Annotated in this window: 21 protein-coding genes; 11 read left to right on the top strand and 10 right to left on the bottom strand. The window is 67.5% G+C overall.

Annotation, left to right across the window (positions count from 1 at the left end; all coding sequences use genetic code 11):
- Positions 1-64 precede the first annotated feature (64 nt).
- Both ABD243_RS08915 and ABD243_RS08910 read right to left on the bottom strand, forming a co-directional pair.
- Positions 65-1,432, bottom strand: a complete 1,368-nt coding sequence (locus ABD243_RS08915) for a diacylglycerol/lipid kinase family protein (protein ID WP_344364473.1) — start codon at positions 1,430-1,432, stop codon at positions 65-67.
- Between the two features lie 66 nt (positions 1,433-1,498).
- Positions 1,499-1,834, bottom strand: a complete 336-nt coding sequence (locus ABD243_RS08910; RefSeq protein ID WP_344364471.1) for a cupin domain-containing protein — start codon at positions 1,832-1,834, stop codon at positions 1,499-1,501.
- A 270-nt stretch (positions 1,835-2,104) separates the two neighbouring features.
- Here ABD243_RS08910 and ABD243_RS08905 point away from each other — a divergent pair, with 270 nt between their 5' ends.
- Positions 2,105-3,925: a RecQ family ATP-dependent DNA helicase gene (locus ABD243_RS08905; protein ID WP_344364710.1), complete on the top strand. Its 1,821-nt coding sequence runs from the start codon at positions 2,105-2,107 to the stop codon at positions 3,923-3,925.
- Here the strand turns inward: ABD243_RS08905 and ABD243_RS08900 are convergent.
- Positions 3,903-4,220 carry an acylphosphatase gene (locus ABD243_RS08900; protein WP_344364469.1) on the bottom strand — a complete coding sequence of 106 codons (318 nt, stop codon included), beginning with the start codon at positions 4,218-4,220 and terminating at the stop codon, positions 3,903-3,905. The genes ABD243_RS08905 and ABD243_RS08900 overlap by 23 nt on opposite strands.
- Before the next feature lie 222 nt (positions 4,221-4,442).
- Here ABD243_RS08900 and ABD243_RS08895 point away from each other — a divergent pair, with 222 nt between their 5' ends.
- Positions 4,443-4,706 carry a YegP family protein gene (locus tag ABD243_RS08895; protein ID WP_344364467.1) on the top strand — a complete coding sequence of 88 codons (264 nt, stop codon included), beginning with the start codon at positions 4,443-4,445 and terminating at the stop codon, positions 4,704-4,706.
- Between the two features lie 5 nt (positions 4,707-4,711).
- Here ABD243_RS08895 and ABD243_RS08890 read toward each other — a convergent pair whose 3' ends face one another.
- Positions 4,712-5,311, bottom strand: coding sequence for a hypothetical protein (locus tag ABD243_RS08890; protein ID WP_344364465.1), 600 nt, complete (start codon positions 5,309-5,311; stop codon positions 4,712-4,714).
- 386 nt (positions 5,312-5,697) lie between these two features.
- Positions 5,698-6,453, bottom strand: coding sequence for a hypothetical protein (locus ABD243_RS08885; RefSeq protein WP_344364463.1), 756 nt, complete (start codon positions 6,451-6,453; stop codon positions 5,698-5,700).
- A 255-nt stretch (positions 6,454-6,708) separates the two neighbouring features.
- Between ABD243_RS08885 and ABD243_RS08880 the strand changes: the two genes are divergently transcribed.
- Both ABD243_RS08880 and ABD243_RS08875 read left to right on the top strand, forming a co-directional pair.
- Positions 6,709-7,977: a mechanosensitive ion channel family protein gene (locus tag ABD243_RS08880; protein ID WP_344364461.1), complete on the top strand. Its 1,269-nt coding sequence runs from the start codon at positions 6,709-6,711 to the stop codon at positions 7,975-7,977.
- A gap of 124 nt (positions 7,978-8,101) precedes the next feature.
- A complete protein-coding gene (locus ABD243_RS08875) occupies positions 8,102-9,901 on the top strand; it encodes a glycoside hydrolase family 13 protein (RefSeq protein ID WP_344364459.1) in 1,800 nt (599 codons plus the stop codon).
- A 366-nt stretch (positions 9,902-10,267) separates the two neighbouring features.
- On the opposite strand, the gene ABD243_RS08870 is transcribed toward ABD243_RS08875, so the two are convergent.
- The 3 genes from ABD243_RS08870 to ABD243_RS08860 form a co-directional block, all read right to left on the bottom strand.
- A complete protein-coding gene (locus ABD243_RS08870; protein ID WP_344364458.1) occupies positions 10,268-11,062 on the bottom strand; it encodes an alpha/beta fold hydrolase in 795 nt (264 codons plus the stop codon).
- 143 nt (positions 11,063-11,205) lie between these two features.
- A complete protein-coding gene (locus tag ABD243_RS08865; protein ID WP_344364456.1) occupies positions 11,206-12,135 on the bottom strand; it encodes a pullulanase X25 domain-containing protein in 930 nt (309 codons plus the stop codon).
- Between the two features lie 177 nt (positions 12,136-12,312).
- On the bottom strand, positions 12,313-14,046 hold the full coding sequence (locus ABD243_RS08860) for a SulP family inorganic anion transporter (protein ID WP_116768093.1): 1,734 nt from the start codon (positions 14,044-14,046) through the stop codon (positions 12,313-12,315).
- A 206-nt stretch (positions 14,047-14,252) separates the two neighbouring features.
- On the opposite strand from ABD243_RS08860, the gene ABD243_RS08855 reads away from it, so the two are divergent.
- A complete protein-coding gene (locus ABD243_RS08855; protein ID WP_344364451.1) occupies positions 14,253-15,227 on the top strand; it encodes an aldo/keto reductase in 975 nt (324 codons plus the stop codon).
- Positions 15,228-15,306: 79 nt separating this feature from the next.
- Here ABD243_RS08855 and ABD243_RS08850 read toward each other — a convergent pair whose 3' ends face one another.
- Positions 15,307-16,428: an adenosine deaminase gene (locus tag ABD243_RS08850; protein ID WP_344364448.1), complete on the bottom strand. Its 1,122-nt coding sequence runs from the start codon at positions 16,426-16,428 to the stop codon at positions 15,307-15,309.
- A gap of 78 nt (positions 16,429-16,506) precedes the next feature.
- Between ABD243_RS08850 and ABD243_RS08845 the strand changes: the two genes are divergently transcribed.
- Positions 16,507-19,137 carry an excinuclease ABC subunit UvrA gene (locus ABD243_RS08845; RefSeq protein ID WP_344364445.1) on the top strand — a complete coding sequence of 877 codons (2,631 nt, stop codon included), beginning with the start codon at positions 16,507-16,509 and terminating at the stop codon, positions 19,135-19,137.
- Between the two features lie 256 nt (positions 19,138-19,393).
- Positions 19,394-20,047, top strand: coding sequence for a LysM peptidoglycan-binding domain-containing protein (locus tag ABD243_RS08840; RefSeq protein WP_344364443.1), 654 nt, complete (start codon positions 19,394-19,396; stop codon positions 20,045-20,047).
- Between the two features lie 114 nt (positions 20,048-20,161).
- Here ABD243_RS08840 and ABD243_RS08835 read toward each other — a convergent pair whose 3' ends face one another.
- Positions 20,162-20,734, bottom strand: coding sequence for a hypothetical protein (locus tag ABD243_RS08835; RefSeq protein WP_344364441.1), 573 nt, complete (start codon positions 20,732-20,734; stop codon positions 20,162-20,164).
- Positions 20,735-20,879: 145 nt separating this feature from the next.
- On the opposite strand from ABD243_RS08835, the gene ABD243_RS08830 reads away from it, so the two are divergent.
- The 4 genes from ABD243_RS08830 to ABD243_RS08815 all read left to right on the top strand — a co-directional run bounded on the left by ABD243_RS08830 (position 20,880) and on the right by ABD243_RS08815 (position 24,158).
- The gene (locus tag ABD243_RS08830) at positions 20,880-21,773 is read left to right on the top strand and encodes an MSMEG_6728 family protein (RefSeq protein WP_344364438.1); all 894 of its coding nucleotides are present in this window, start codon (positions 20,880-20,882) and stop codon (positions 21,771-21,773) included.
- Positions 21,774-21,935: 162 nt separating this feature from the next.
- Positions 21,936-22,847: an SDR family oxidoreductase gene (locus ABD243_RS08825; RefSeq protein WP_344364435.1), complete on the top strand. Its 912-nt coding sequence runs from the start codon at positions 21,936-21,938 to the stop codon at positions 22,845-22,847.
- A gap of 51 nt (positions 22,848-22,898) precedes the next feature.
- Complete coding sequence (locus ABD243_RS08820) at positions 22,899-23,288, top strand: DUF1622 domain-containing protein (RefSeq protein WP_344364432.1); 390 nt, start codon at positions 22,899-22,901, stop codon at positions 23,286-23,288.
- 102 nt (positions 23,289-23,390) lie between these two features.
- Entirely contained in the window at positions 23,391-24,158 is a 768-nt protein-coding gene (locus ABD243_RS08815) for a YqjF family protein (protein ID WP_344364430.1), read from the top strand.
- Positions 24,159-24,416: the final 258 nt, after the last annotated feature.

The raw sequence follows: 24,416 nt of genomic DNA, 5'->3' as shown, positions 1-24,416 counted from the left end.
TTGATCTGGATAAGCTGCCTGGCATCGCTGAATTTCAATGAGGGCCTCCCGTTGCGTGCTTGCGTTATCGTTCGGCCTGCGGGGCCGAAGACGCGGACGCCGTGGACCCTGCGTCCCGGTGCCCCCACGCCAGCTCACGGAGCCGGACCAGATCCAGCGCCGGCTGGGCGGGCGGGACGCCGGGACGTTTCCGCGGAACCAGGACCCGCAGGGCACCGGGTTCGATGCTGCACCGCACTGGCGTGCTCATCTGCAGGGCCTCGCCGTCCACACCGACGGGGATTGCGGGCACGTCTGCGTCAACCACCACCTCCGCCGCGGCGCGTTGGATCAGCCCGTGCTTGGTCGCGCGGCGCAGCAGGCCCACGGCTTCACGGGTGGTGGCGGCGGAAATCGTCACCGCGCCGAGCACGCCGCGGTCCAGCCGGGTCCGCCGGCCCAGGCCCGCGAGGTCGTTGCTGCCGTAGGGGCCGTTGCTCACCAGCACCGCCTGCGGTCCGTCCACCGTCACGCCGTCCATCTGGGCTCGCAGCCGCGTGCCTTTGTCCCCCTTGATCAGGTCCGGCAGCATCTGCAGCACGGTGCCGGCCTTGTCATCGCGGTACTCCGGGCTCTGCACCACCTCCGCGTACACGCCGAAGGAGGCGTTGTTGACAAAGGTGCGGCCGTTGATCTTGCCGAGGTCCACGTTTAGCTCGACCCCGTCGCGGAGGGCATCCAGGCAGCCGGTCGGATCCTCCCGGTCCAGCCCGAGATCGAGGGCGAAGTGGTTGCGGGTGCCGGCACTGATCACCAGGAACGGCAGGTTGTGCTCGGCCGCGATGCCGGCCACGAGCGCCTGGGTTCCGTCACCGCCGGCGACGCCGAGCAGATCCGCCCCGCGCTCCACCGCCTGCCGGGCCAGCGCATCGACATCCACCGGGCCCGGGCCCTCGAGGAGCGCCACCTCGGCGCCGAGTTCCTCCGCCTTCCGTTGGAGGTCGAACTTCACCACCTTGCCCCCGCCGGAACGCGGATTCATCACCAGGAATGCATGCCGCCAGGTGGGAGCGGGGTACTCGGGCATCTTTGAGCCTTCCCGGCTCTCCCGGAGGGCCGCGCGGGCACACACCAACGCCACGAACACGAGCCCCACCGTGACCATGACCTCCCACAGGAGTCCGGCTTGAACGAACAAGAACAACACGACCAGCGGGGCGAGCACCGCCAGTCCCAGTGCGCACCAGCGCAGGACTCCGCGGCTGATGAGGAACCAGTAGATCCCGGCCACGGTCACCACGAGACCGCCGGCACCCGTCAGGAGCAGTGCGATGGTTCCTGCCAAACCCGCAGCCGCCAGGGGAACGAGCGCCGCGCAGACGATCGCGACGTAAGCGGCCCTGGCCCACCACCGCCGGGTCTGTGGGACTTCGTCGAAAGGGATGACAGTCATATCCTGCTCCTTGCGGTAATCCGGCCCCTGGTCGATCGACCGGTCTCCCCGCCTGCGGCTGTGCCGTCAGGTATTGATTTTGGCCACGGTCATCAGGATCGCCGAGTCCTCTTCCGCTTCCAGGCTGTGCAGCCCGTCGGGCACGATCAGCAGATCGCCGGTCTTGCCCTGCCAGGATTCGTTGCCGGCCCGAAGCCGGACACAGCCGCGGAGCACAAACACGGTCGCTTCGCCGGGGTTCTGATGCTCGCTCAACTGCGTCCCCGCCCTGAATGCCATGACGGTCTGGCGAAGAACTTTCTCATGTCCGCCAAACGCAGTATCTGCCGCACGTCCGCTGGGGGCCGCCACCGCAGCTGCAATCTGCTGCCGGGCAAGGGCATCAAGCGATATCTTCTGCATGGGGCCACCCTACTCAGAAACACGTTCTCTGCCGAGGGTCCTTTGTCCCGTACGCCCCGGACCGGACCGATCCCGGGCGCAAGAGTTTCGTAACTCTTCGGGCACGTCCTACGCTGAAACCAACGGCCCGCACCATGGCCGCCCCGCTTCACCGCAAACTGTCGCAACGGAGCTGCAATCATGACCGAGGCCGTCGCTTCCAGCGCGGAACCGCCGGTACCGGACGCCCCGGCGCCCCCGGTTCCAGCGCTCCCGGCGCCCCAGCCTCCAGTGAACGACGACGCCGACCTCCGCCACCTCGCGGACGTCACCTTTGGCCTGGCGCACCTCCGCGAAGGCCAGCTCACCGGGATGCGCGCCCTCGCCGCCGGCCGGGACGTCCTCGCCGTCATGCCCACCGGCTACGGAAAGTCGGCCATCTACCAGGTCCCCGCCCTCATGCTGCACCGCCGGCAGCAGCGGCCCACCGTCGTCGTGTCCCCGCTGATTTCCCTGCAGGAGGACCAGCTGGACGGGTTGCGGGACGCCGCGGGGCCGGCCGTCGCCGTCGCGGTCAACTCCTCACACAGCGCCGGGGAACAGGAGCACGCCTGGCAGGCGGTGGAATCCGGCGAGGCGGCGTTCCTCTTCCTCGCGCCGGAACAGCTCGCCAAGACCAGTACGGTGGAGCGGATCGCGGCGCTCAACATCGCCCTGTTCGTGGTGGACGAGGCCCATTGCGTCTCCGCCTGGGGCCACGATTTCCGGCCGGATTACCTCCGGCTCGGGGAGGTCCGCGAGCGCCTCGGCAACCCGACCACCGCGGCGCTGACGGCCACTGCCTCTCCCCCGGTGCGCGAGGAAATCCTGGCCCGCCTCGGCATGATCGGCCCGATGGTCCTGGTCCACGGCTTCGACCGGCCCAACATCCGCTTGGAGGTGCACCGCCACCATGAGGACAAGGAGAAGCGCGTCGCCGTCGTCAACCAGGTCACCGAACTGGTCGCCGGGCACGCCGCCGAAGTCCTCCTAGAAGGTGTCCCCGGCCCGATCCCCGCGAAGCCCGGGCGCGGGCCCGGGCTGGTGTACGCCGCCAAGCGGAAGGACACCGAGAAGTACGCCGCGAGGCTGGCCCGGAATGGCCTCCGCGCCGCGGCGTACCACGCCGGCCGCACGGCCGCCGAGCGGGAACTCGTCCATGAGCAGTTCCTCGACGGCCGCCTGGACGTCGTGGTTGCCACCACAGCGTTCGGCATGGGGATCGACAAGCCCGACGTCCGTTTCGTCATCCACGCCGACATCCCCGAATCGTTGGACAGCTACTACCAGCAGATCGGCCGCGCCGGACGGGACGGGCAGCCCGCCGTCGCAGTGCTCCACTACCGCTCCGAGGACCTCGGCCTGCGGCGCTTCTTCGCCACCCACACTCCGGACGAGGCCTCGCTGCTGGCGGTCCTCACCGTGCTGCGGGAGGCGGGCGGCCCGCTCCAGCCACAGACGCTGGCCGAGTGGACTGGCTTCCCCGCCCGACGGATTACCGGCCTGCTGAACCAATTGCAGGACACCGGCGCCGTCACAGCACACCACGACGGCGTCCGGCTCGAGGTGGCGCTAGACCCGGCGGCGGACCCCGCCCGAGTGGTGGAACGCGCCGTCGAGCTCGCCGCAGCCCGCGAGCGCGTGGACAAGTCCCGCATCGCGATGATCCGCAACTATGCCGAGACGCACCGCTGCCGCCGCCAGTTCCTCCTCGGCTACTTCGGTGAGGACCTGCCCGAACCTTGCAGGAACTGCGACACCTGCACCGAAGGCACCGCGCTGCTCTTGGAGCACGGGCACAACGGCCAGCACGACGGCGGGGCTGCCGCCGTCGGTGATTCCGCAGTCGGTGTTTCCGCGGCCCGCATCTCCGCCAACATTTCCGCCAGCGGTGCTGAGGCGTTCCCGCTGAACTCCCGAGTGGAGCATGCCCTCTGGGGTCCGGGCCTGGTGATGGGGCACGACGGCGATCTCATCACGGTGCTGTTCGACCGCGAGGGCTACCGGACGCTGTCCCGCAAAGCCGTCCTGGGCCACGGGTTGCTGACGCTCAGTACACCACCCGGAAACTAGTAAACGCCCCCGTCGCCGCCGACACGGACTCTTGGACGTCCTCCACCCGGCCCGGCGCCTCCGACGAGCGCAGCCAGCGCCGCAACTCCAGCACCAGAGGCTGGGGCCCCTCCGCCACAATGCCCACGGAGCCGTCGTCGTTGTTCCTGACAGTGCCGGTCAGCCCGAGGTCTTCGGCCTTCCGCACCGTCCAGTACCGGAAGCCGACCGCCTGGACCACGCCGGACACCCGCGCGTTCAGCCGCACGGGCTCCCCGGCATCCGCGGAAAACTGCCCAGGGTGCTTGTCAGTCATGCTCCCAATGTAGCGCCCGGCACGGCCAGAGGATTGGTCTTACAGCTTGGCCTCACGGATTTGGTCTCACCCACCAGACACTAAGGGACCTTAGCCTCTTATTCGTGGCTGCAGTCCGCGCAAGGCTGGCTGCCAGCACTACGGCTTGTCGAAAACCGGCAACAGCACAAGGAAGTGCTCTTAACCTCCCCGGCAGCAACAACTGCCCGAAAGGACAAGACGATGGCTGGACAGTTCGAAATCTTCACTGACTCGGAATCCAACGTCCGGTTCCGGCTTCTCGCCGCCGACGGGACCGTATTGGCCATTTCCACAGCATTCGGCGACAAGCGCCAGGCGGCGGACGGCATCATGGCCGTGCGCGAGTGCGCAGGCACCGGGCTGATCAGTGAGGCCCGCAGCAACCCGTGGACAGGGCCGCGCACTAGCAGGAGCGCCTCGCCGGGGCCGATAAGCCGTCGACGGCGGCATCTGCCCGCCGTGTAGCCGGGCTACTTCGCCGGCTCGCTCACGGGACCCTTTGCAGGACGGAGCGACGTGATCATCTTCCGGACGTCCTGGTACTCGGCCGTGGTGGCATAGAGTTTCGCCTTCGCGAGGTATGGCAGCCCGGGGTCCCCCGGCGTCGTGTTATTCGCCGGATTGTAGGCCTGGCCGAATAGCGCTCCGCTGGGCGGCCAGAGGAAGAGCTGGAACATCGGGCACGCCGTAGGCCCCGTCTCGGGCGGCATCATGGTGATTCCGTACGACGCGATGGTTGGCGGCGACGCTTGCGCCGCACTGAAGTCACCGCGGGCCTCGAAGACGTAGCGGGGCCCGTTCTGGTCCGCGGAGCCGGGCTCGGTGAGTGCCTGCATCGGCTGCGAATCGATCAGCAGGTAGGGCTGCTGATCGCCGCATTCGGTGCCTGTGACCACGTTGGTGCGCAGCGCGGCCATCTGCTTCCCGGCGGCGTTCACAACGTCCACGAATTCGCCCCCCAGCGGCGCCTGCCCGGCGGGATCCTTGACGGACCAGGTGGCCGGATAGTCGAAACTCAGCGTCCCGTCCGACGTCGTGAACGTCTTCCAGTCCGACGACGGCGGCCCCACCGCCGTCGCCGAGCCGTCCGGCGGCGCGGTTCCCGGCGATGTTCCCGATGCTGTTCCCGAAGAGCTTCCCGGCGTTGCCGATGAAGCGCCCGGCGACGCGGTCCCGGCTGCTGTCCCCGGCTCTGTTCCCTGCTCTGTTCCCTGTTCAGTTCCCTGTGAATTTCCAGGGGAGTTTCCGGGCGTCGCCGTGTCCGATGTCGAGCCTGCCGTCGTCGCAGCGCCGGAAGGCGCCGGCGGCCCAGCGGGCGAACCGCAGCCGACCAGCAGCAGAGCCGCGACCGTCAGCGCGGACAGTACAGGAGCGGGAACCGCTGCCGGAACCGCTGCCGAACCGGCGGAAGACGCCGCCCGTCCCTTCATCCCCATTGCCACGAGCCCGGCCGCCTCTACTGCCCCGCCGGCCGCAGCGAGGTGATCATTCTCTTGACGTTCTGGTATTCGGCGGTGTTCATGTACGCCTCCGGAGTGTCCACATTGGGCTCGTTGCCGGGGGTGGTGTCGAAGGGGTTGTAGACGCCGCCGAACGAGGCTCCGCCGGGAGGCCAGGTGAAGTAGTGGAAGATCGGGCAGGCGTCGGGGCCGGCCGGTTTGGGTGCCGAGCTGAGGCCGTACGCCATGACGTTGGCCTTCGTGGGGTCCTTCTCCGCCGGATAGAGCCGCAGTTCAAAGATGAAGTGAGGGGTGACCCCTTGCTGGGCCAAAGCGGGCACGGGCACGAGGTCGAGTACCGAGTACGGGATCCTTGGCGTGCATTCGGCACTGGTGGCCACATTGGTCCGCAACGTGGCCAGCGACTTGCCGCCCGGGTTGAGGACCTCCAGGAACACCCCGCCGGGAGTGGCCTCGGCGCCGCGGTCCTTGATGGTCCACTCGGCCGGGTGGTCGAACTGCAACTTCCCGTCCGGCGTCTTGAGGGTCTGCCAGTTCGCCGCCGTCGGCGCGGGCGTGTCCGGTGCCGCCGACGGCTCAGTCGGCGCGGTATCGGCGGCGCCGCTGCTGGCGGGCGCGGAGGTCAAAGGCGGCACGGTCGGCATGGTTGGCGACGGCGAACCAGAACCGGAGGGCGAACTGCAGGCGCCGAGCAGCGCCGCAACCAAGACGCCGGCCGATGCTGCCGTGCCGAGTGCCGAAAGTCGACGCATGTCACCCTCCCCCTGGGATTCAAGTGGTTCGACCATTCTCGATCGCCGGGCCGCAGAAACCAGAGCCAAAAGTCCCGCGGCGGCCACGCCGTTCCACGCCGCGGCGGCCACAGAACCGGGCCCGGTGCGGCCGTGGCGCCGCCGAACGAAGCCGAGTGCCCCGGCGTGACGCCACAGCCCGCAGCGGCGTGACGGGACGCACGTTGACATTCCGCCGATTTCAGTTGGCCACGGAAGCTTGCTAGAGCTTAAGTAATGCAAGAGTTCCTGACACAAGCAATGCCGTTCCTGGCCATGGCCCTCGCCGTGGTTGCCGGACTCGTCCTGTCCTGGCTGGTGCGCAAGATTGTGCTCCGGCTCAACCGCAGCAAACCCGAACTACGCGAGACCTCCCGCGTGGCCCGGCTGCCGCTGCGCTTTTCCCTGTGCCTGATCGCCGTGCGGATCGCGCTGGCCATTTCCACCGGGGACCTCGAATGGCGCCACGCCTTGGACCATCTGCTGCTCATTGCGCTCATCGCCTCCCTGGCATGGCTGGCCATCGCCATGCTGCTGATCGTCGAGGCGATGGTCCTGACCCGTTACCGGGTGGATGTCGCGGACAACCGCCGCGCCCGCCGGCTGCGCACCCAGGTGATCCTGGCCCGGCGGATCGGCGTCGCCCTGATCGTGGTGGTGGCCCTGGGCAGCATGATGCTGACGTTCCCCGCGATCCAAGCCCTCGGCGCCGGGCTGTTGGCCTCTGCGGGCGTGATCTCGATCGTCGCCGGCCTCGCCGCGCAGACCTCGCTGGTCAACGTCTTCGCCGGCATCCAGCTGGCCTTCACGGACGCGATCCGGGTGGACGACGTTGTGGTGGTCCAGAAGGAATGGGGCCGGATCGAGGAAATCACCCTGACCTACGTGGTGGTCCACATCTGGGACGACCGCCGCCTGATCCTGCCCTCGACCTACTTCACCACCACCCCGTTCGAGAACTGGACCCGCCGGCAGTCCGAGGTCATGGGCACCGTGGAGTTCGACCTCGACTGGCGCGCACCGGTCGAGGCGATGCGCGCTGAGCTCAAGAAGGTCCTGGCCGACACGCCGCTGTGGGACAAGCGCGTGGGCATCCTGCAGATCACCGACGCCACCGCCGGCTTCGTCCGGGTGCGCATCCTGGTCAGCGCCGCGGACAGCGCCTCCCTCTTCGACCTCCGCTGCCTGATCCGTGAAGAACTCGTGCTCTTCCTGCAGCAGGACCACCCGACGGCGCTCCCCCATGTGCGCCTCGAACGGCTGCCTTCGGCCGCCACTGCTTCCTCCGCTTCCAGCGCCTCCGACGCCGGGACAGGTCCCCAGCGCCCGGGGTCCCAGCGCCCGGGCACTGTCTCCGCCGCGGACGAGCACCACCGGCACGCGGACCCCCACGACTCCCAGCTGTTCACCGGGTCCATCGAGGCGATCCAGCGTTCCAAGGCCTTCTCCGGTCCCGGCGAGGATGTCTTCGAGGACCGCGACAACGCCATCGCCTCGCAGAACTAGCGCCGGGCCGGCCCTAAACCCGGCAAGGTCTTCCCAGCCCCCGCCAACTGGTCAATAATCAGACGTTGGCGGGGGCAGCAACAGCGCTCTCCCGCATCGCCTGCCGGACCAGCTGAGGAGTCCCATGACGGTCGAACAAGCCCCTGCGGAAGAACCTAAGGCGACGTCAAGCGACTGGTTCCAACGCGCCGTCGTCTATCAGATCTATCCGCGCAGCTTCGCCGACTCCAACGGCGATGGCATCGGCGACCTCCCCGGCATCATCAGCAAACTGGACTACCTGAAGCGCCTGGGGGTCGACGTCGTCTGGCTGTCCCCGATCTATACCTCGCCGCAGGACGACAACGGCTACGACATCAGCGACTACCGCAATGTCGATCCGCTTTTCGGCACGCTGGAGCAGCTCCGGGACCTGACCGACGGGCTTCACGCGCGGGGCATGAAGCTGGTGATGGACCTCGTGGTCAACCACACCTCGGACGAGCACCCCTGGTTTGTTGAATCCCGCTCCTCGAAGGACAACCCGAAACGGGACTGGTACTGGTGGCGGCCGCCGCGCGAGGCGGCTGCTGCCGGGGCTGGCTCCGCACCGGGCACGGGCTCGGAGCCGAACAACTGGGGCTCGGCGTTCTCCGGGCCCGCGTGGGAGTTCGATCAGGCCACCGGGGAGTACTATCTCCACATCTTCTCGAAGAAGCAGCCGGACCTGAACTGGGAGAACCCCGAGGTCCGCGCGGCGGTCTACGAGATGATGAACTGGTGGCTGGACCGGGGCGTGGACGGCTTCCGGATGGACGTCATCAACTTCATCTCCAAGGACACCTCCCTCCCGGACAGCCCCCGCGGCGACGGCAAGCTCTACGGCGACGGCACCCCCTTCTACATCGACGGCCCCCGCATGCACGAGTTCCTGCAGGAGATGCACCGGGAAGTCTTCGCCGGCCGCACCGGTGAACTCCTCACGGTCGGCGAAATGCCCGGTGTGACGGTGGAGGAAGCCGTCCTGTACACCGACCCGGCCCGGGCCGAGGTGGACATGGTGTTCCAGTTCGAGCACGTGGCGCTGGATCAGGAAGAGGGCGACAAGTGGAGGCCCAAGAAGCTCCTGCTCACCGAGCTGAAGCAGACCCTGGGACGCTGGCAGGACGGCCTGGCCGAGCGCGGCTGGAACAGCCTGTACTGGGGCAACCACGACCAGGCCCGGGCCGTGTCCCGCTTCGGCGACGACGGTACGTACCGTGAGCTGTCCGCCAAGATGCTGGCGGGCATCCTGCACCTGCACCGCGGCACGCCCTACGTTTACCAGGGCGAAGAACTCGGCATGACCAATATGACCTTCGGTGCGATCAGCGACTACCGCGACATCGAAGTCCTCAACCACCACCGTGAGGCCACCACGCACCTCGGCCACACCGACGCCGAGGTCCTCGCCGCCCTCGCGCCCCTCAACCGGGACAACGCGCGCACCCCGGTCCAGTGGGACGCCTCCCGGCACGCGGGCTTCACCACCGGCGCGCCCTGGATCGCGGTGAACCCGAACGCCAACCACATCAACGCCGCCGCCCAGGTGGATGACCCGGACTCGGTCTTCAGCTTCTACCGCAAGGTGATTGCGCTGCGGCATGCGGAGCCGGTGGTCTCGCACGGGACCTTCACGATGCTCCTGCCGGATGACCCCCACGTCTACGCGTTCACGCGGTCGCTGCCGGATACCACGTTCCTGGTGCTCGGCAACTTTTCCGGTCAGGACCAGAAGGTGACGCTCGACGACGCCGACGTTGCGGTTGGTGATGTTCCAGCTGGTTGGGACAGCGCGGAACTGGTCCTGGGAAACTACCCTGCAGATGCCGCGGCGCCCCTACTGCATCTCCGGCCCTGGGAGCTGAAGGTCCTGCGCGCCGGAGCAGGGCGGCCGGCTCGATAGACCACCGGACCGGAAGTCCGGCGCAACACACACCATCCGCAGAGACTGAGGGAGCCTGACATGACAATTCCTCCGACACCAGAACCCGATCCGTTTCCGCCGGAACCGGGACCCACGACGCCGCCGCCGGAGCCCGGGGATCCGTTCCCGCCCGAACCCGGTCCGATCACGCCGCCGCCGGTTCCTGGGCCTGAGCCGGGGCCCGAGCCGATGCCAGGACCGGCGCCCACGCCATCACCGGCACCGGGTCCGTTCCCGACGCCCAATCCCCTCCCGATTCCGGATCCAGGCCCGATGCCGCCGCGGCCGGACCCAACCCGGTTCTGATGGGCATCACCGGGCTCTAGCGTCAATCCTCGGCATGGCTCACCCGGCAATCCCGTGCAGGAAGTTCCGCACTTCCCTATTGAAGGCGTCCGGCGCCTCGGCGGCGGCCATGTGCCCGACGTCGGGAATCGTCACGAGCGTCGAGCCCGGGATCCGCTGGTTCATTTCGCGGGCCACGCTGAGCGGCGAGCGGACGTCCTCCGTGCCGTACAGCAGCAGCGTGGGCACCTCTATGGTTGGCAGGACATCGCGATAGTCGGCGTGTGCGTTCGCGTTTAGGAGTGCCCGCATGCCGCTGGGATGGAAGTCGGCCATGATGGCGCTGACTTCTTGCACCACCGCGGGATCGGCACGGTCGGTGAACAACGTGGGCAGCCACACGGGGATGAATTGTTCCGGCGGCTGCTCAAGTTCGGCCAGCACCTGCGCGTAGCGGCGCTCCACTTCCTCGGGCGGCAGGGATCCCGCCCAGCCTGCGTACGCCGAGACCAGCAGCAGCGACGCAGGGGCTGACGGGTGTGTCCGGTAGAGCTCCAGGGCAATGCCGGAGCCCATGGACAGTCCGAGGACGTGCGGCCTGCCGGGCACTGCTTCGCGCAGAAATCCGGCCAGGGCGTCGCCCAAGTCCTTTCCGGTGAAGTCCGGTGGCGGGTCGTCGGAGCCTCCGCACCCGGGGGCGTCCCAGGCGAAAACCGTGAATTCATCCGAGAGCGCGTCGAGCTGCCGCCGCCAGATCCGGCTGTCTTCGTAAGCACCGTGCAGCAGGACCAGCGGCGGCCCCTGGCCCGCACGCTGGTACCGGATTCGCAGGCCCGCGAGCTCGACGGTCTCCACGAGGCAATGCTAGGCCGGTCCGGGGTCCCGGGGCAGGCTCAGGATGCACAATTCCGCCCGCGACGCGCAAATGACCCTTCGATGCCGGAATTCAGGCATCGAAGGGTCATTTGCGCGTCAGCCGGGAAATAGGGTGTCAGAGCCTACGGCAGAACGATGTCCCGGGTGCGGTGGTCGTACTGAATGACCAGGACGCCGCCGTCGTGGTGGACCTCGTGGTTGGGGCCGTCGAAGGTGCCGAACGCGCCGTAGTTTTCGTCCCACGAGCGGTTCAGGGCGATCTTGAAGGTGTAGAAGCCGGCGGGAATGTCCGCGGCGATCTTCCACAGCTGGTCCACCAGGTCCAGTTCCATCTGTACTTCGTCATACTGCGGCGCCCAGTTGGCCGGGGCGCCCAGCAGGATGTTGAAGTCGCCGGCAACCGCAACGGCCTCCGGCTGTTCGATGGTTTCGGTGCTGACGGCCGGCGCTTCTGCCGCCGGGGCTGCCGAAACGGCCGTCGGGGCTTCTGCCGCAGGGGCCTTGGCAGCGGGCTTGCGCTTCCGCACCGCCTTGGCGACGGGCGCAACGGCCTCCTCGACGAGCTTGGCGGCCTTGTCAGCGACCTTACCGGCTGTCGACGGCGCCTTCTCGGCCTTCGCTGCGGTCTTTGCTGTGGCCTTCGCAGCAGTCTTGGCCGGAGACTTCGCGGCGGGCTTTTCTGCCGGCGCAGACGGCAGCGGGGTGCCGGCCGGAACCGGAGTACCGCCGTCGAGCGCTTCGGCGAAGGCGCCGGGCTCGGCGAAAGCAACCGTGGCGCGCTGGCCGTCGTCAGTGATGGACCAGCCGGAGCGGCCCTTGACCAGCCAGCCGGCCTTGACCAGCTTGGCCGTGGCAGAGGTCAGCGTCTTGTGGCCGCGGGGAATGCCGCCGCTCAGCAGTTCACGTTCGTGGTCATTGAGGGGCACCCGCACGATGGCCTCGCCCAGGACGGCTCCGGCGTTCAGTTTTTCGCCGGTCCATACCTCCTCTGACAGGACATCCAGCACGGCCTTTAGCCGAAGGTTGGTGTTTTCCGCGGTGTTCGCGCCCATGGGTCTCCTTTAGAAGCAATTGATCCACCTGCATTTTGCCAAGGAAACGTTGGTTTTTGCGAGCGGGATCTGTTAACTCTATGTGTCGTGACCCACTATGACAGCGCCAACCGGGGCGCGCGGGGGATCAACTCACCAGTACCCGCCAGTAGCAAAGCAATGCGGGTCAGTCCACGCTCAGTCCTCCGTGCTCCACGTAGCCCCCGTGAGAGCCACGTAAGCCGCCACCGCAGCGTCGAGGGTGGGGTAGAAGTGGTGCGGATCGATTTCCTGTTTGAGCCCGTAGAGTTCGATCTTGTCCTTGACCCGGTGTTTGAGCTCGGCAAACACCAGGGACGTGCCCTGCGCGTCGAGTTCGCGGTCCAGCTCGATCAGCACGTCCGCGGCGGTGGTGTCCACATCCGTGATCGGTTCGGCCGCGAGCAGGATCCACCGCGGCTTGGGTTCGGTCCGGGCCAACTGACGGATGTTGTCGCGGAATGGTTTGACGTTGGCGAAGAACACCGGCGCGTCCCAGCGGTAGATCACCAGTCCGGGCAGATGCTTCGCGTCGGGGTGGAAGTTCACATCGTGAAATCCCTCGTATCCCGGAACCCGCCCGATCACCGTCTCATAGGGCCACCATGCCCGGCGGAAGATGTTGAGAATGGACAGCCCGACGGCGATGCCGATGCCGGGCAGCACACCCAGGAACGCAACCCCGAGGAAGGCAGCAAGCGACAAGCTGAATTCGGCCTTGCTTTGGCGCCACAGACGCACGGTGCCGGGGATGTCGGCCAGAGACACGGACGCCGTGATCACCACGGCCGCCAGAGCCGGCTGTGGCAGGTTCCGGAACAGCCCGGGAAGCAGCACCAGCATGAGGAGCACCAGCACGGCACCCGTCACACCCGTGAGCTGGGTCTTGGCCCCGGAACGTTCCGCGACCGCTGTCCGGGAGCCGCTCGTGCTCACCGGAAAGCCCTGGAAGAAGCCCGCGGCCAGGTTCGCGGCACCGATGCCGATCATCTCCTGGTTGCCATGAACTTCTTGGCCTGAGCGTGCCGCGAACGCCGACGAATTCGAGATCGTGTCCGTCAGGGACACCAGCGCAATGCCCAGGGCCCCGGCGAACATCAGTCCGATATCCGAGAGCTCCACGCGGGGAATGGTGAACGGCGGGAAGCCTCGCGGGAGTTCCCCGACAAGGGAGACGCCCCGGCTGGCCAGATCAAAGACGGTGGTCGCCACAATGGCAAGGACCACCATGACGAGCACGGCAGGGACCTTGGGCAGCCACTGCTGCAGGGCAAGTATCAGCACGATCCCGGCGATGCCGACTGCTGCGGCCGCGACCACTGTCTCGCCGTTGGCCACGCCCTGAACAAAGCCCACGAAGTCACCGACGAAGGTATCGCTGTCCACTTTGAAACCGAAGAGCTTCGGAAGCTGGCCCACCAGGATGGTGATTGCGAGGCCGTTCATGTAGCCGATCATGGTGGGTTTGGAGATGAGGTCGGCGATGAAGCCGAACTTGGCCACGGACGCCAGGACCATGATGAGGCCGACCATGAGCGCGAGCATCGACGCGAGTGCCACCGCCTTCTGCGGGTCGCCGTCGGAGGCGATGAGCGGCAGGACTGTCGCGGCAATCATTGGACCGAGCGCAGAGTCCGGTCCCAGCACCAGGATGCGGGACGGGCCGAAGACCGCATAAGCGAGCAGGCAGAGGATGGTGGTGTACAGGCCGGTGATCGTCGGCAGTCCTGCCAGCTCCGCATAGGCCATGCCCTGGGGAACGAGCAACGTCGCCAGGACGACTCCAGCGATGATGTCCTTGCCGAACCACTCTCTCTGGTACGTGGCGGGGACGTCGAGCCCAGGCATCACCCCGCGCAGCCATCCGACGCGCCGCTGTCCAGTCTTCGTCATACGTGCACTCTGCCGTTCGGCGCCGCCCGGCGCATCCTCCGGCGAGGGTGAACCGGGCCGGCCGCTGTTCCGTTGTGCCGCTCGCCCGATGGGCCTAGAGTGGCGGTCTGCCCACTGCGCGCCGTCCGGCCGCCCTGTCAGATGCCCGATCGGTGCCGGATCAGGTGCCGGAGGCCGCCCCCGCCGTTCTTTTTGAGGAGATTTCCATGGAAACCCGCACACTCGGTTCGCTCACCGTCTCAGCCCTGGGTTTGGGCTGCATGGGCATGAGCGAGTTCTACGGCCACGGCGACGACAACGAGTCCATCGCCACCATCCAAGCCTTCCTCGACGCCGGCGGAAGCCTGCTCGACACCGCGGACATGTACGGCCCCTTCACCAACGAAACCCTCGTCGGCCGGGCCATCGCCGGCCGACGGGACGACGTCGTCCTGGCCACCAAATTCGGCAACGAACGCCGGGCCGACGGATCCTGGGTGGGCATCAACGGCTCCCCCGATTACGTGCGCGCCGCCTGCGACGCAAGCCTGCAGCGGCTGGGCGTGGACCACATCGATCTGTACTACCAGCACCGGGTGGACAAGACCGTCCCCATCGAGGACACCGTCGGAGCCATGGCAGAGCTGGTCCAGGCCGGCAAGGTCCGGCACCTTGGCCTGTCCGAGGCCAGCGCCGACACCGTCCGCCGGGCCCATGCGGTGCACCCCATCACCGCCTTGCAGACCGAATACTCGCTCTGGGAACGCGAGCCGGAGACGAAGGTGTTCCCGGTGCTCGCCGAGCTGGGCATCGGCTTCGTCCCGTACAGCCCGCTGGGCCGAGGCTTCCTGAGCGGACAATTCCGCAGCCCCGATGACTTTGCGGCGGACGATTTCCGCCGGCACTCCCCGCGTTTCCAAGGCGAGAACTTTGCCCGGAACCTGCAGCTCGTGGATCGGGTCAAGGAACTGGCCGACGCGAAGGGCTGCACCCCGGCGCAGCTGGCGCTGGCCTGGCTGCTGGCCCAGGGCGCGCATATCGTTCCGATCCCGGGCACCAAGAAGCGCGACCGCCTGCGGGAGAACCTGGGGGCCGTCGACGTCGAACTCTCCGCCGAAGACCTCAACCGTCTGGATGAGCTCGCTCCGGCCGGCGTCGCCGCCGGCGCACGCTACCCGAACATGGGCACGATCGACGTCTAAGCGCCACCGCCGTTGCCCTATCACTTATGGCTCCTATCCGGCCGTTTTAGCGACCATAAGTGATAGGGCAACCGTGGTGTTAGACGCCGGACGCCGCCAGTTCGGCCAGCAGCTCGGCTTTGCGCTCGTCGGTGGCGAAAGAGGAGCGGATTGAGTTCGCGGCCATCCTGACGCAGTCGAACTCGGACAGGCCGATCACCGACTTCAGCTGGGCGAAGTTGTCGTCCACGTAGCCACCGAAATACGCGGGATCGTCCGAGTTCACGCTGACGTTCAGGCCCGCCGCGAGCATCGCCGGCAGCGGGTGCTCGGCTAGGGTGTCCACCGCGCGGAGCCGGACATTGGACAGCGGGCACACGGTCAGCGGCATGAGCTCGTCAACCAGCCGTTCCACGAGATCAGGATCTTCCATGCACCGGATGCCGTGATCGATTCGCTCCACGTCCAGCAGGTCCAGCGCATCGATGATGTACGACGGCGGTCCCTCCTCGCCGGCGTGCGCGATCCGGTGCAGGCCAGCGTCCTTGGCCCGGGCGAAGAGCCGCTGGAACTTCGCCGGGGGGTTCCCCACCTCGGCGGAGTCCAGGCCGATGCCGGCAATCGGGGCGTCCAAAGCGAGCAGTTGCTCCAGCACCTCGAGGGCAGAGTCCTCGGAGAGGTCGCGGAGGAAGGCCGCGATCAGCAGGGTGGAAATGCCGAACTCCTCCTGGGATCCCGCCAGTACCGAGGCGACGCCGTTGACACATGTCTCCAGCGATACCCCGCGCGACAGGTGCGCCTGCGGGTCCAGCATGATCTCGGCATGCCGCACCCCGGCGAGCGCCGCCCGGCTCAAGTAGGCCCGCGTCATGTCCGCGAAGTCCTGTTCGGTCCGCAGCACAGCCATGTTGGCGTAGTACAGGTCCAGGAAGGACTGCAGGTCGGTGAACTCATACCGGGAACGCAACTCGTCCAGGTCCGCATACGGCAGCTTGATCCCGTTGCGCTCGGCGAGCGCGAAGATCAGCTCCGGCTCGAGCGTTCCCTCAATGTGCAAGTGCAGTTCAGCGACCGGCAGTATGTGGGCTTCCACGGGGATCTCGGCAAGTTCGGGCGCCTCGGTGAGTTCCGGGGCTTCGCCGCTGTCAGGGCCAGTCGCGGCCGCATCAGTGCCGGCGGCGGTTTCGGTGCCGGTGCCCGTGCCGGCGTCGTTTGTTTCCATTCGGTAAGGATATGCCTGCGCTCCTATATGCCCGCACCGATACGCCCGCACCCCTCCGACACCGATAGAGTCGAATCAATGCAAAGTAAACAGCATGCTTCCGAACTGCCCGGCCCCACCGTTCCGGACCTGACTCCGGGGAGCCCCACGGACGGTTTTGTGCGGGTGCGCGGCGCACGGGAGAACAACCTGCGCAACGTGGATGTGGATGTGCCCCGCGACGCGATCGTCGCCTTCACCGGCGTCTCCGGCTCCGGCAAGTCGTCCCTCGCCTTCGGCACCATCTACGCCGAGGCCCAGCGCCGCTACTTCGAATCCGTGGCCCCCTACGCCCGCCGGCTCATCCAGCAGGGGCACAACCCCAAAGTGGAGATGATCACCGGGCTGCCGCCCGCCGTCGCGCTTCAACAACGCCGCGGCACCCCGAGTTCGCGCTCCACCGTGGGCACGCTCACCACGCTGTCCAACTCGCTGCGCATGCTCTTCTCCCGCGCCGGCAGCTACCCGGACGGCGCCGCACCGCTGGACTCGGACGCGTTCTCGCCGAACACCGCCGCCGGAGCCTGCCCGGAGTGCCACGGCCTGGGGATCGCGCACACCGTGACCGAAACCTCCCTGGTCCCGGACACCTCGCTCACCATACGCGACGGCGCCATCGCCGCGTGGCCCGGCGCTTGGCAGGGCAAGAACCTGCGCGACATCCTCACCCACCTGGGCTACGACGTCGACACGCCCTGGCGGAACCTGCCCAAGAAGGACCGCGATTGGATCCTGTTCACCGAGGAACAGCCCGTGGTGGAGGTGACGCCGCAGCGCGACCGCGTCGCCAAGCCCTACAAGGGACGGTTCTGGAGCGCCAAGAGCTACGTGCTGCACACCCTGGCCGATTCCAAGAGCACCACGATGCGCGACCGGGTGCTGCGCTTCATGGAAACCGGCCCGTGCCCGCGATGTGGCGGCAGCGGCCTGACGCCCGCCGCCCTGGCCGTGACCTTCGCGGGCCGCACGATTGCCGAGCTCAACGCGGTCCCGATGACGGAGCTGGCAGACATCATTCGCCCTACCACCGAGCTCACACAGGCCGGAACCGCCTCACGCAAACAGACCCCCGGCAAACAGTCCTCCGCCGAGGGCAACGAGGTGGCCGTCGCGATCACCCGGGACCTCCTGCAGCGCTTCACCGTGTTGCTGGACCTCGGCCTGGGCTACCTCGCCCTCGGCCGCTCCACCCCCACCCTCTCCCCCGGCGAAATGCAGCGGCTGCGGATCGCCACCCAGCTCCGCTCCGGCCTTTTTGGCGTGATTTACGTACTGGACGAGCCTTCCGCCGGGCTGCACCCCGCCGACGCCGAGCCCCTGCTCTCGGTCCTGGACCAGCTCAAGTCTTCCGGCAACTCGGTGTTCGTAGTGGAGCACAACATGGACATTGTTCGCCGCGCCGACTGGCTGGTGGATGTGGGTCCGCACGCCGGTGAGGGCGGCGGCGAAGTGCTCTACAGCGGTCCCGTGGCCGGTCTCGCCGAGGTGGACGCGTCGGTCACCCGGCCGTTCCTGTTCCCGGATGGTTCGGCAGGTTCCGCCGGCGGCCCTGACACGAGGGACGACGACGGCGGCCGCTCGGCTGACGCTGGCACGGCTGGCGGCGCCCGCCGGGAAGCCGAGGGCTGGCTGGAACTGCGGGACATCAGCAGGCACAACCTGCGCGACCTCGACGCCAACTTCCCGCTGGGCGTGCTAACCGCAGTCACGGGCGTCTCCGGTTCCGGCAAGTCCACGCTGGTCAGCCAGGTCCTCGCCGACGTCGTAGGCGCCCGGCTCCATCCGGAGGCCGGTGCAGCGGCGAAAGCCCCCGAGGACCTGGAGTCCGAGGCCGGCGAGTCCGCCGAGCCGCTCAGTGTTGGTCCGGTCACCGGGCTGGACCGGTTGGACCGGCTGGTCAAGGTGGACCAGAAGCCGATCGGCCGTACCCCGCGCTCGAACCTCGCCACCTACACCGGACTCTTCGACGCGGTCCGCAAGGAATTTGCGGCCACGGATCAGGCCAGGGCCCGGGGCTTCGGCGCCGGACGCTTCTCCTTCAACGTTGCCGGGGGCCGTTGCGAGACCTGCCAGGGTGAAGGCTTTGTGGCCGTGGAACTCTTGTTCCTGCCCGGCAGTTACGGCCCGTGCCCGGAATGCCACGGCTCGCGCTACAACCCGGAGACCCTTGAGGTCACCTACCGCGGCAAGAACGTCGCCGAGGTCCTGGGCATGACCGTCAACGCCGCCGCGGAGTTCCTCGCCGGGGTACCTGCGGCGGCACGCAGCCTGGAGACGCTGCGCGAGGTGGGGCTGGGCTATCTGCGCCTCGGCCAGCCGGCCACCGAGCTCTCCGGCGGTGAGGCCCAGCGCATCAAGCTCGCCACCGAACTGCAGCGGGCCCAGCGCGGCCACTCCCTTTACCTGCTGGACGAGCCCACCACCGGCCTGCACCCGGCCGATGTCCAACTCCTCATGGCCCAGCTTCACCGGCTCGTGGACGCCGGCAACACCGTCATCGTGGTCGAGCACGACATGGATGTGGTGGCCGCCGCGGACTGGGTGATCGATCTGGGCCCGGCTGGCGGCGACGCCGGCGGTCAGATCGTGGCAACCGGGACGCCCGCCGCCGTCGCGCGCTCCGGGACGAGCCGGACGGCGCCGTACCTGGCCACCATGCTTGGGGGCTGACGCGAACATGTTCGCGTGAGCCAGCGGCGGGATGATAACGGCAGAAGCGAGAAAAATAACGTCTTGATAACGGACGGGCCCTGCCTTAATGTGGTTTGCATGCCCGGCAACCGGGTATTGAATGCCCGGTGCTGCCACCACCAGATACTGCCCGACCGGTAGACACCGTAATGACCTCTAATGTCAGGGGCGGGCAGTGGCGCGACAACGTCCGGGGACGGACCGAGCGCCGGTGGCCCTCAGGAGCATCTGAACCATGAAGAAATCCACCTATGGCACTGCCGCGCGCCGCGGCATCACTCTGGCGGCTGTCTCGATTGCAGGCGTCGCATTGTCGGCCTCGGCAGCCAACGCGGCCGCCCCGGCCACAGCCCCCGCCTCCACGTGGGACTCCCTGGCCCAATGCGAAAGTGGCGGCAACTGGGGCACCAACACCGGAAACGGTTACGGGGGCGGGCTGCAGTTCAGCCCCGGCACCTGGGCCGCTTACGGCGGAACAGGCTCTGCGGCCAATGCCAGCCGTGAGCAACAGATCGCCGTCGCCCAGAAAGTGCAGGCCGCCCAGGGTTGGAGCGCATGGCCCGCCTGCGCCGCGAAGCTGGGCCTGCACGGAGGCGCCGGGGCTCCGCAGAGCGCAACAACGTCACGACAGCCCGCCGCGGTTGCAGCCCCAGCCAGGGTGCCTGTGCGGAATGTAGCGCTCAAGGCAGCCGTCCCGGCACCCCGCCACGTTGCACCGGTATCAGTCAGTGGCCAGACCTACACCATCCGGAGCGGCGAAACCTTGAGTACGATCGCCGAGAAGCTCAACATTGCCGGAGGCTGGCGCTTGCTGGCCGACGCGAACGCGGCGACCATCAGCAACCCCCATGTGGTGTTCCCGGGCCAGGTGCTGCAGCTTCCCGGATAGGCCACCCGCTACAGCACGACGCCGTTACAGCACGACGCCGGAGCAATCCCTCGAGGGAACGCTCCGGCGTCGTGGTGCGTGAGTGACCCGTGCTTCTCGGGTGGTCGGTGCCGGCTAGGCGGCCTGCGGGATTTCGCGGACAATCTGAAGTTTCCACGCGGCGTCGTCGCTCGTGTCCAGCAGGGCCACGGTGCCCATAGCCAGGTGCAGTGCCACCCGCTTCGCGGCGAGCAGTTCCAGGTAGAGGTTTTCGTTCACGCGCGCAGGGGCGTCGATGACGTACTTCACAGCGTCGCGGACCTTGCGGTAGTTGTCGCTCCGCTCGCGGTGCAGGTGCAGTTCCAGCATGCGGCGCTGCTTGATCCGCGGCTCGTTCCGGTTCAGCCAGGACACTGCGGCGTGGACGCCAACCACCAGGGCTAGTGAGACGACGTAAATCCACCAGCCCGTGTTGAGCAAGAAGAGGGGCAGGTTGGCGATCGCCACGACGGCGATGAAGAGGCGAAGCGCCAGAATCCGCCGCATGGTCAGCGCTACCGATGCCATTGCGGCGCGGAACCCATGCTGTTCCTTACGGGCTGCCACGGGGTCAAGAATGACCTCCTCCAGCACCACAATGCCGTTCGCTTCCGGGTCGAGCAGCTGGCCGTATTTCGGCACAAACGGCATAACAGGGGCTGGATTCATGGCGTGTCCTCCGGGCGGCATTGATGGGGTCCTGCTATATTACGCCCCTTCGTAATGAGCTGTCTGCTTCATTCCAAAATGTGAACATGCGCACGCGCGGTCCTGTGCAATTGGCGGATTCGTCGCGTGGCCTCAAACTGGAGAGATGCAGACTTTCCTCCCCTTCCCCGATTTCCAGCAGAGCGCCGCGGTTTTGGACCGCGAGCGGCTCGGCAAGCAGCGCGTTGAAGCGCTGCAGATTCTGCGTGCGCTGGTGATCCCGGAGTATGGCTGGCAGTCGCACCCGGCGATCCGGATGTGGATGGGGTACGTCCCCGCATTGACGATGTACGGCCTGGCCGTGGTGGATGAATGGACGGCCCGCGGCGGCGAGGACACCACGCGCGAGAAGATCATGGAATTTGCCCCGCAGGCGGCCCACCCCGACTACGCCGCCAAGATTCCGATGCCGCCGTGGCTTGGCGAGCCGGATTTCCACCTCAGCCACCGGTCCCGGCTGATCGCCAAGGATCCGCGGTTCTATGCCAAGGTCTTCCCGGGCGCGGACCCGGACCTGGAGTATGTCTGGCCGGAGCCCAGGCTCGAGCTCGTGCCCGAGGATCCTGCCGGGGAGCGGATGTGGGTCCTGCGCCTGCCGCTCGGCGACACCGAACCGGAGCAGCTGAAGACTGTCAGCCTGCCGCCCGTGGGACGCGCCAAGCCCGCGGCCGATGACGACTACCAGTTCGTCTACGCAGATTCGGGCTCCCGCCGCCCCAAGGTACGCAAACTGCCGCCGAAGCAGCTCGTCAAGAAGCCCACCCGCAAGCGCCAGCAGCAAGAAGATGCGTTCACCACCCTTCCGGGCAACTCCGTGGTCGCCATCCCGGTCAACGGCGGCACCTCCTTCGCCATCGGCAAGGTCCTGGGCCGTCCGATCACCGTGGACGGCCAGTTCGCGCGCAACTTCCAGGTCGACGAGATCGTGGACCGCTCGGCCTTCGATTACCCGGCCCTGCTGCAGGACCCGCGGGCCTTCTTCCCGATTCCGGCGAGGTAGCCGAGCGGCTGCAGCCGAACGACGTCGGGCGGGGTCCGACGTCGGGCGGTGCCTGGCGTCGGGGTCTGGCGTCGGGTCCGCTGGTTCAGTGGGCCACAAGTTCAGTTCAAGTTTTGCCCGGGCCTGTGCGCAGCGCTCCGTGAAGGCTGGCAGACTGGCCCTATGACTGTACTTTTGGCCGGTTGCGGCGATTTGGGCACTGAGGCCGGGCTGCGTTTCGCGGCCGCCGGACACCGTGTGGTGGGCTGGCGTCGCTCGCCGGGCAAGCTTCCGGCTGCGATTGAGGGGGTCGCCGCGGACCTGAGTTCGAGCGAGCTGCCGGCCGTCCCGACGGACACTACCGCCGTCGTCGTCGCGATTGCCGCCGATTCCCCCACGGAAGATGCCTACCGGAGTGCATATGTAGATGGTCTCGCACACGTGCTGGACGCAGTGCTGGCGTCCGGAGCCACCGTCCGCCGGGTCCTGTTTGTGTCCTCGACCGCGGTCTACGGTGACGCCGGCGGCGGCTGGATCGATGAACGCACGACGCCGGAACCCGGCGGGTTTTCTGGCCGCATCATCCGCGAAGCAGAGGAACTCCTCTACCGCCGTTTGAGCGGCACCGGCATCACCCCCGTCGTGCTGCGGCTGGGCGGCATCTACGGTCCCGGCCGGACCCGACTGATCGACCAGGTGCGCGGCGGAACGGCCGTTTTTCCGGCGACGTCGCGCTTTACCAACCGTATTCACCGGGACGACGCCGCCGCGGCAATCGTCCACTTGTGCACCATGGATGCGGTCCCCGGGCCCGTGTACATAGGCGTCGACAACGAACCGGCCGAGCTCGGTGACGTGCTGGGCTTCCTGGCGGCCGAGCTGGGACTCCCCCAGCCGGCGTCGGAGTCGGCGGACGCATCGGGCGCGGCTTCGCCGTCGGGCGGGACTTCGCCGTCGGGCGGGGAACCGTCACGGGGTGGCAACAAGCGGGCGAGCAACGCCCTGCTCCGCAGCACCGGCTTCGAGTTTCAGTACCCGAGTTTCCGCGAAGGCTACCGGGCCATTCTTGCCGGGGTCGGCGTCCGACACCCTTAGGGCCTGCTTTGATCACCGCACACTTCACTACCACCTTCATTGAGGGGACCCATGGATCTTCAGCACACTATTGAGACGGTCGGCAGTTTCATGGACTTCGCGGGAGTGGCCGTCATGGTGATCGGCGCGGTCATATCCATCCCCCTGGCGCTGCGGGGATATCAGCCGGAACGGCGCCCGGCGGGCTCCGCGCCGCTGACCGTCTACCGTTCCTACCGGCAACTGCTGGGCCGGTCCATCCTGTTGGGTCTGGAGCTGCTGGTCGCCGCCGACATCATCCGGTCGGTCGCCGTCACTCCGACCTTCGAGGGTGTCGGCGTGCTGGGCATTATTGTGCTCATTCGGACCTTCCTGAGCTTCTCGCTCGAGCTGGAAATCACCGGACGCTGGCCCTGGCAGAGCCAGCGCGGAGGTCCATCGGCCTCCTCAGTGACCGGCTAAAGCCATTCCAGACGTCGCCGCCGAACTGAGGCGACATCTGAACTGAGCCGACGTTCGAGGTGGGGGCGCTGAACTACGGAGCTTGCAGGAAGGAAAATTCACATGAACATAGATCCTTGGCCCGCCGCACCCGAGCTGCCGCGCCCGATCATCATGGATCAACGCTGGACCGATGCTGTCTTCCTGCACTGGCGAATTCCTGAGCCGGTGGCGGCGTCGTTCATGCCTCCGGGAGTTGTCCCGGACAGCTTTGACGGATCCGCCTGGGTGGGGCTCATCGGTTTTCGAATGCAAGGCGCCGGTCTGGGCCGCGGACCCGGTATCCCGTATTTCGGAAGCTTCACCGAGATCAACGTGCGCCTCTACTCCCGGGAACCGGACGGCACCCGGGGAGTAGTCTTCCTCAGTCTGGATGCGTCGCGGTTGGCGGTGGTGCTCGCTGCGCGGGCCGCCGGGATTCCCTATGTCTGGTCTCGCGCGAGCTTCGCCGGTGGGGATGCCGTGCCACCTGAGGAGCTTGGAGCCGCCGGCATGGCGGGGCCCCAGAGCGGTTACTTGGTGCGGCGTTTCCGGGGAGGCGCTCGGAGCGATTTCGCCGTCGTCCCGGAGTTCGACGTCGAAGCGACCGACTCGTTATCAGTACACCTGACGGCCCGGTTCGGCCTGCATTCCCGGTTTAGGGGCAAGACCCTCTATGTTCCCAACGAGCACAGCGCGTGGCCGCTGTACCAGGCGCACGTGACCCGGCTGGAGGATCAGTTGGTGCGCGCTGCCGGCATTGAAGTCACCGGGGCACCGGAGTCCGTGCTCTTCTCGCCCGGAGTGCGCACGCAGTTTGGCCGGCCGCGGGTCCTGACCCGCGCACCCTGACCCGCGCGCTTTGACCCGAGTGCCCTGAAATCCTGGCGGCCGGGCAACCGCTCCGCGGCGGCAGTGGGCTCGCACACGGCCCCCGCTAAAACTGTCAGACCCCCGGAGGAGACTGGTGTCATGGAAACCGCCAGGGGTTTCATTCCATTCGGGGACGACAGGCAGGGCACGGATCGGTGCACCGGTCGCGCTGCAGGCTGCGGCGCGGATCCCGGCACCGGCCGCGGCGCAGGCGGCGGCATGGACCTGGCCGGGCGG

This window comes from Arthrobacter humicola, from assembly GCF_039531445.1.
Classification (GTDB): domain Bacteria; phylum Actinomycetota; class Actinomycetes; order Actinomycetales; family Micrococcaceae; genus Arthrobacter; species Arthrobacter humicola.
Note: the sequence above shows the minus strand (reverse complement) of the source record. Positions and strands in the feature narration are given on the sequence as shown.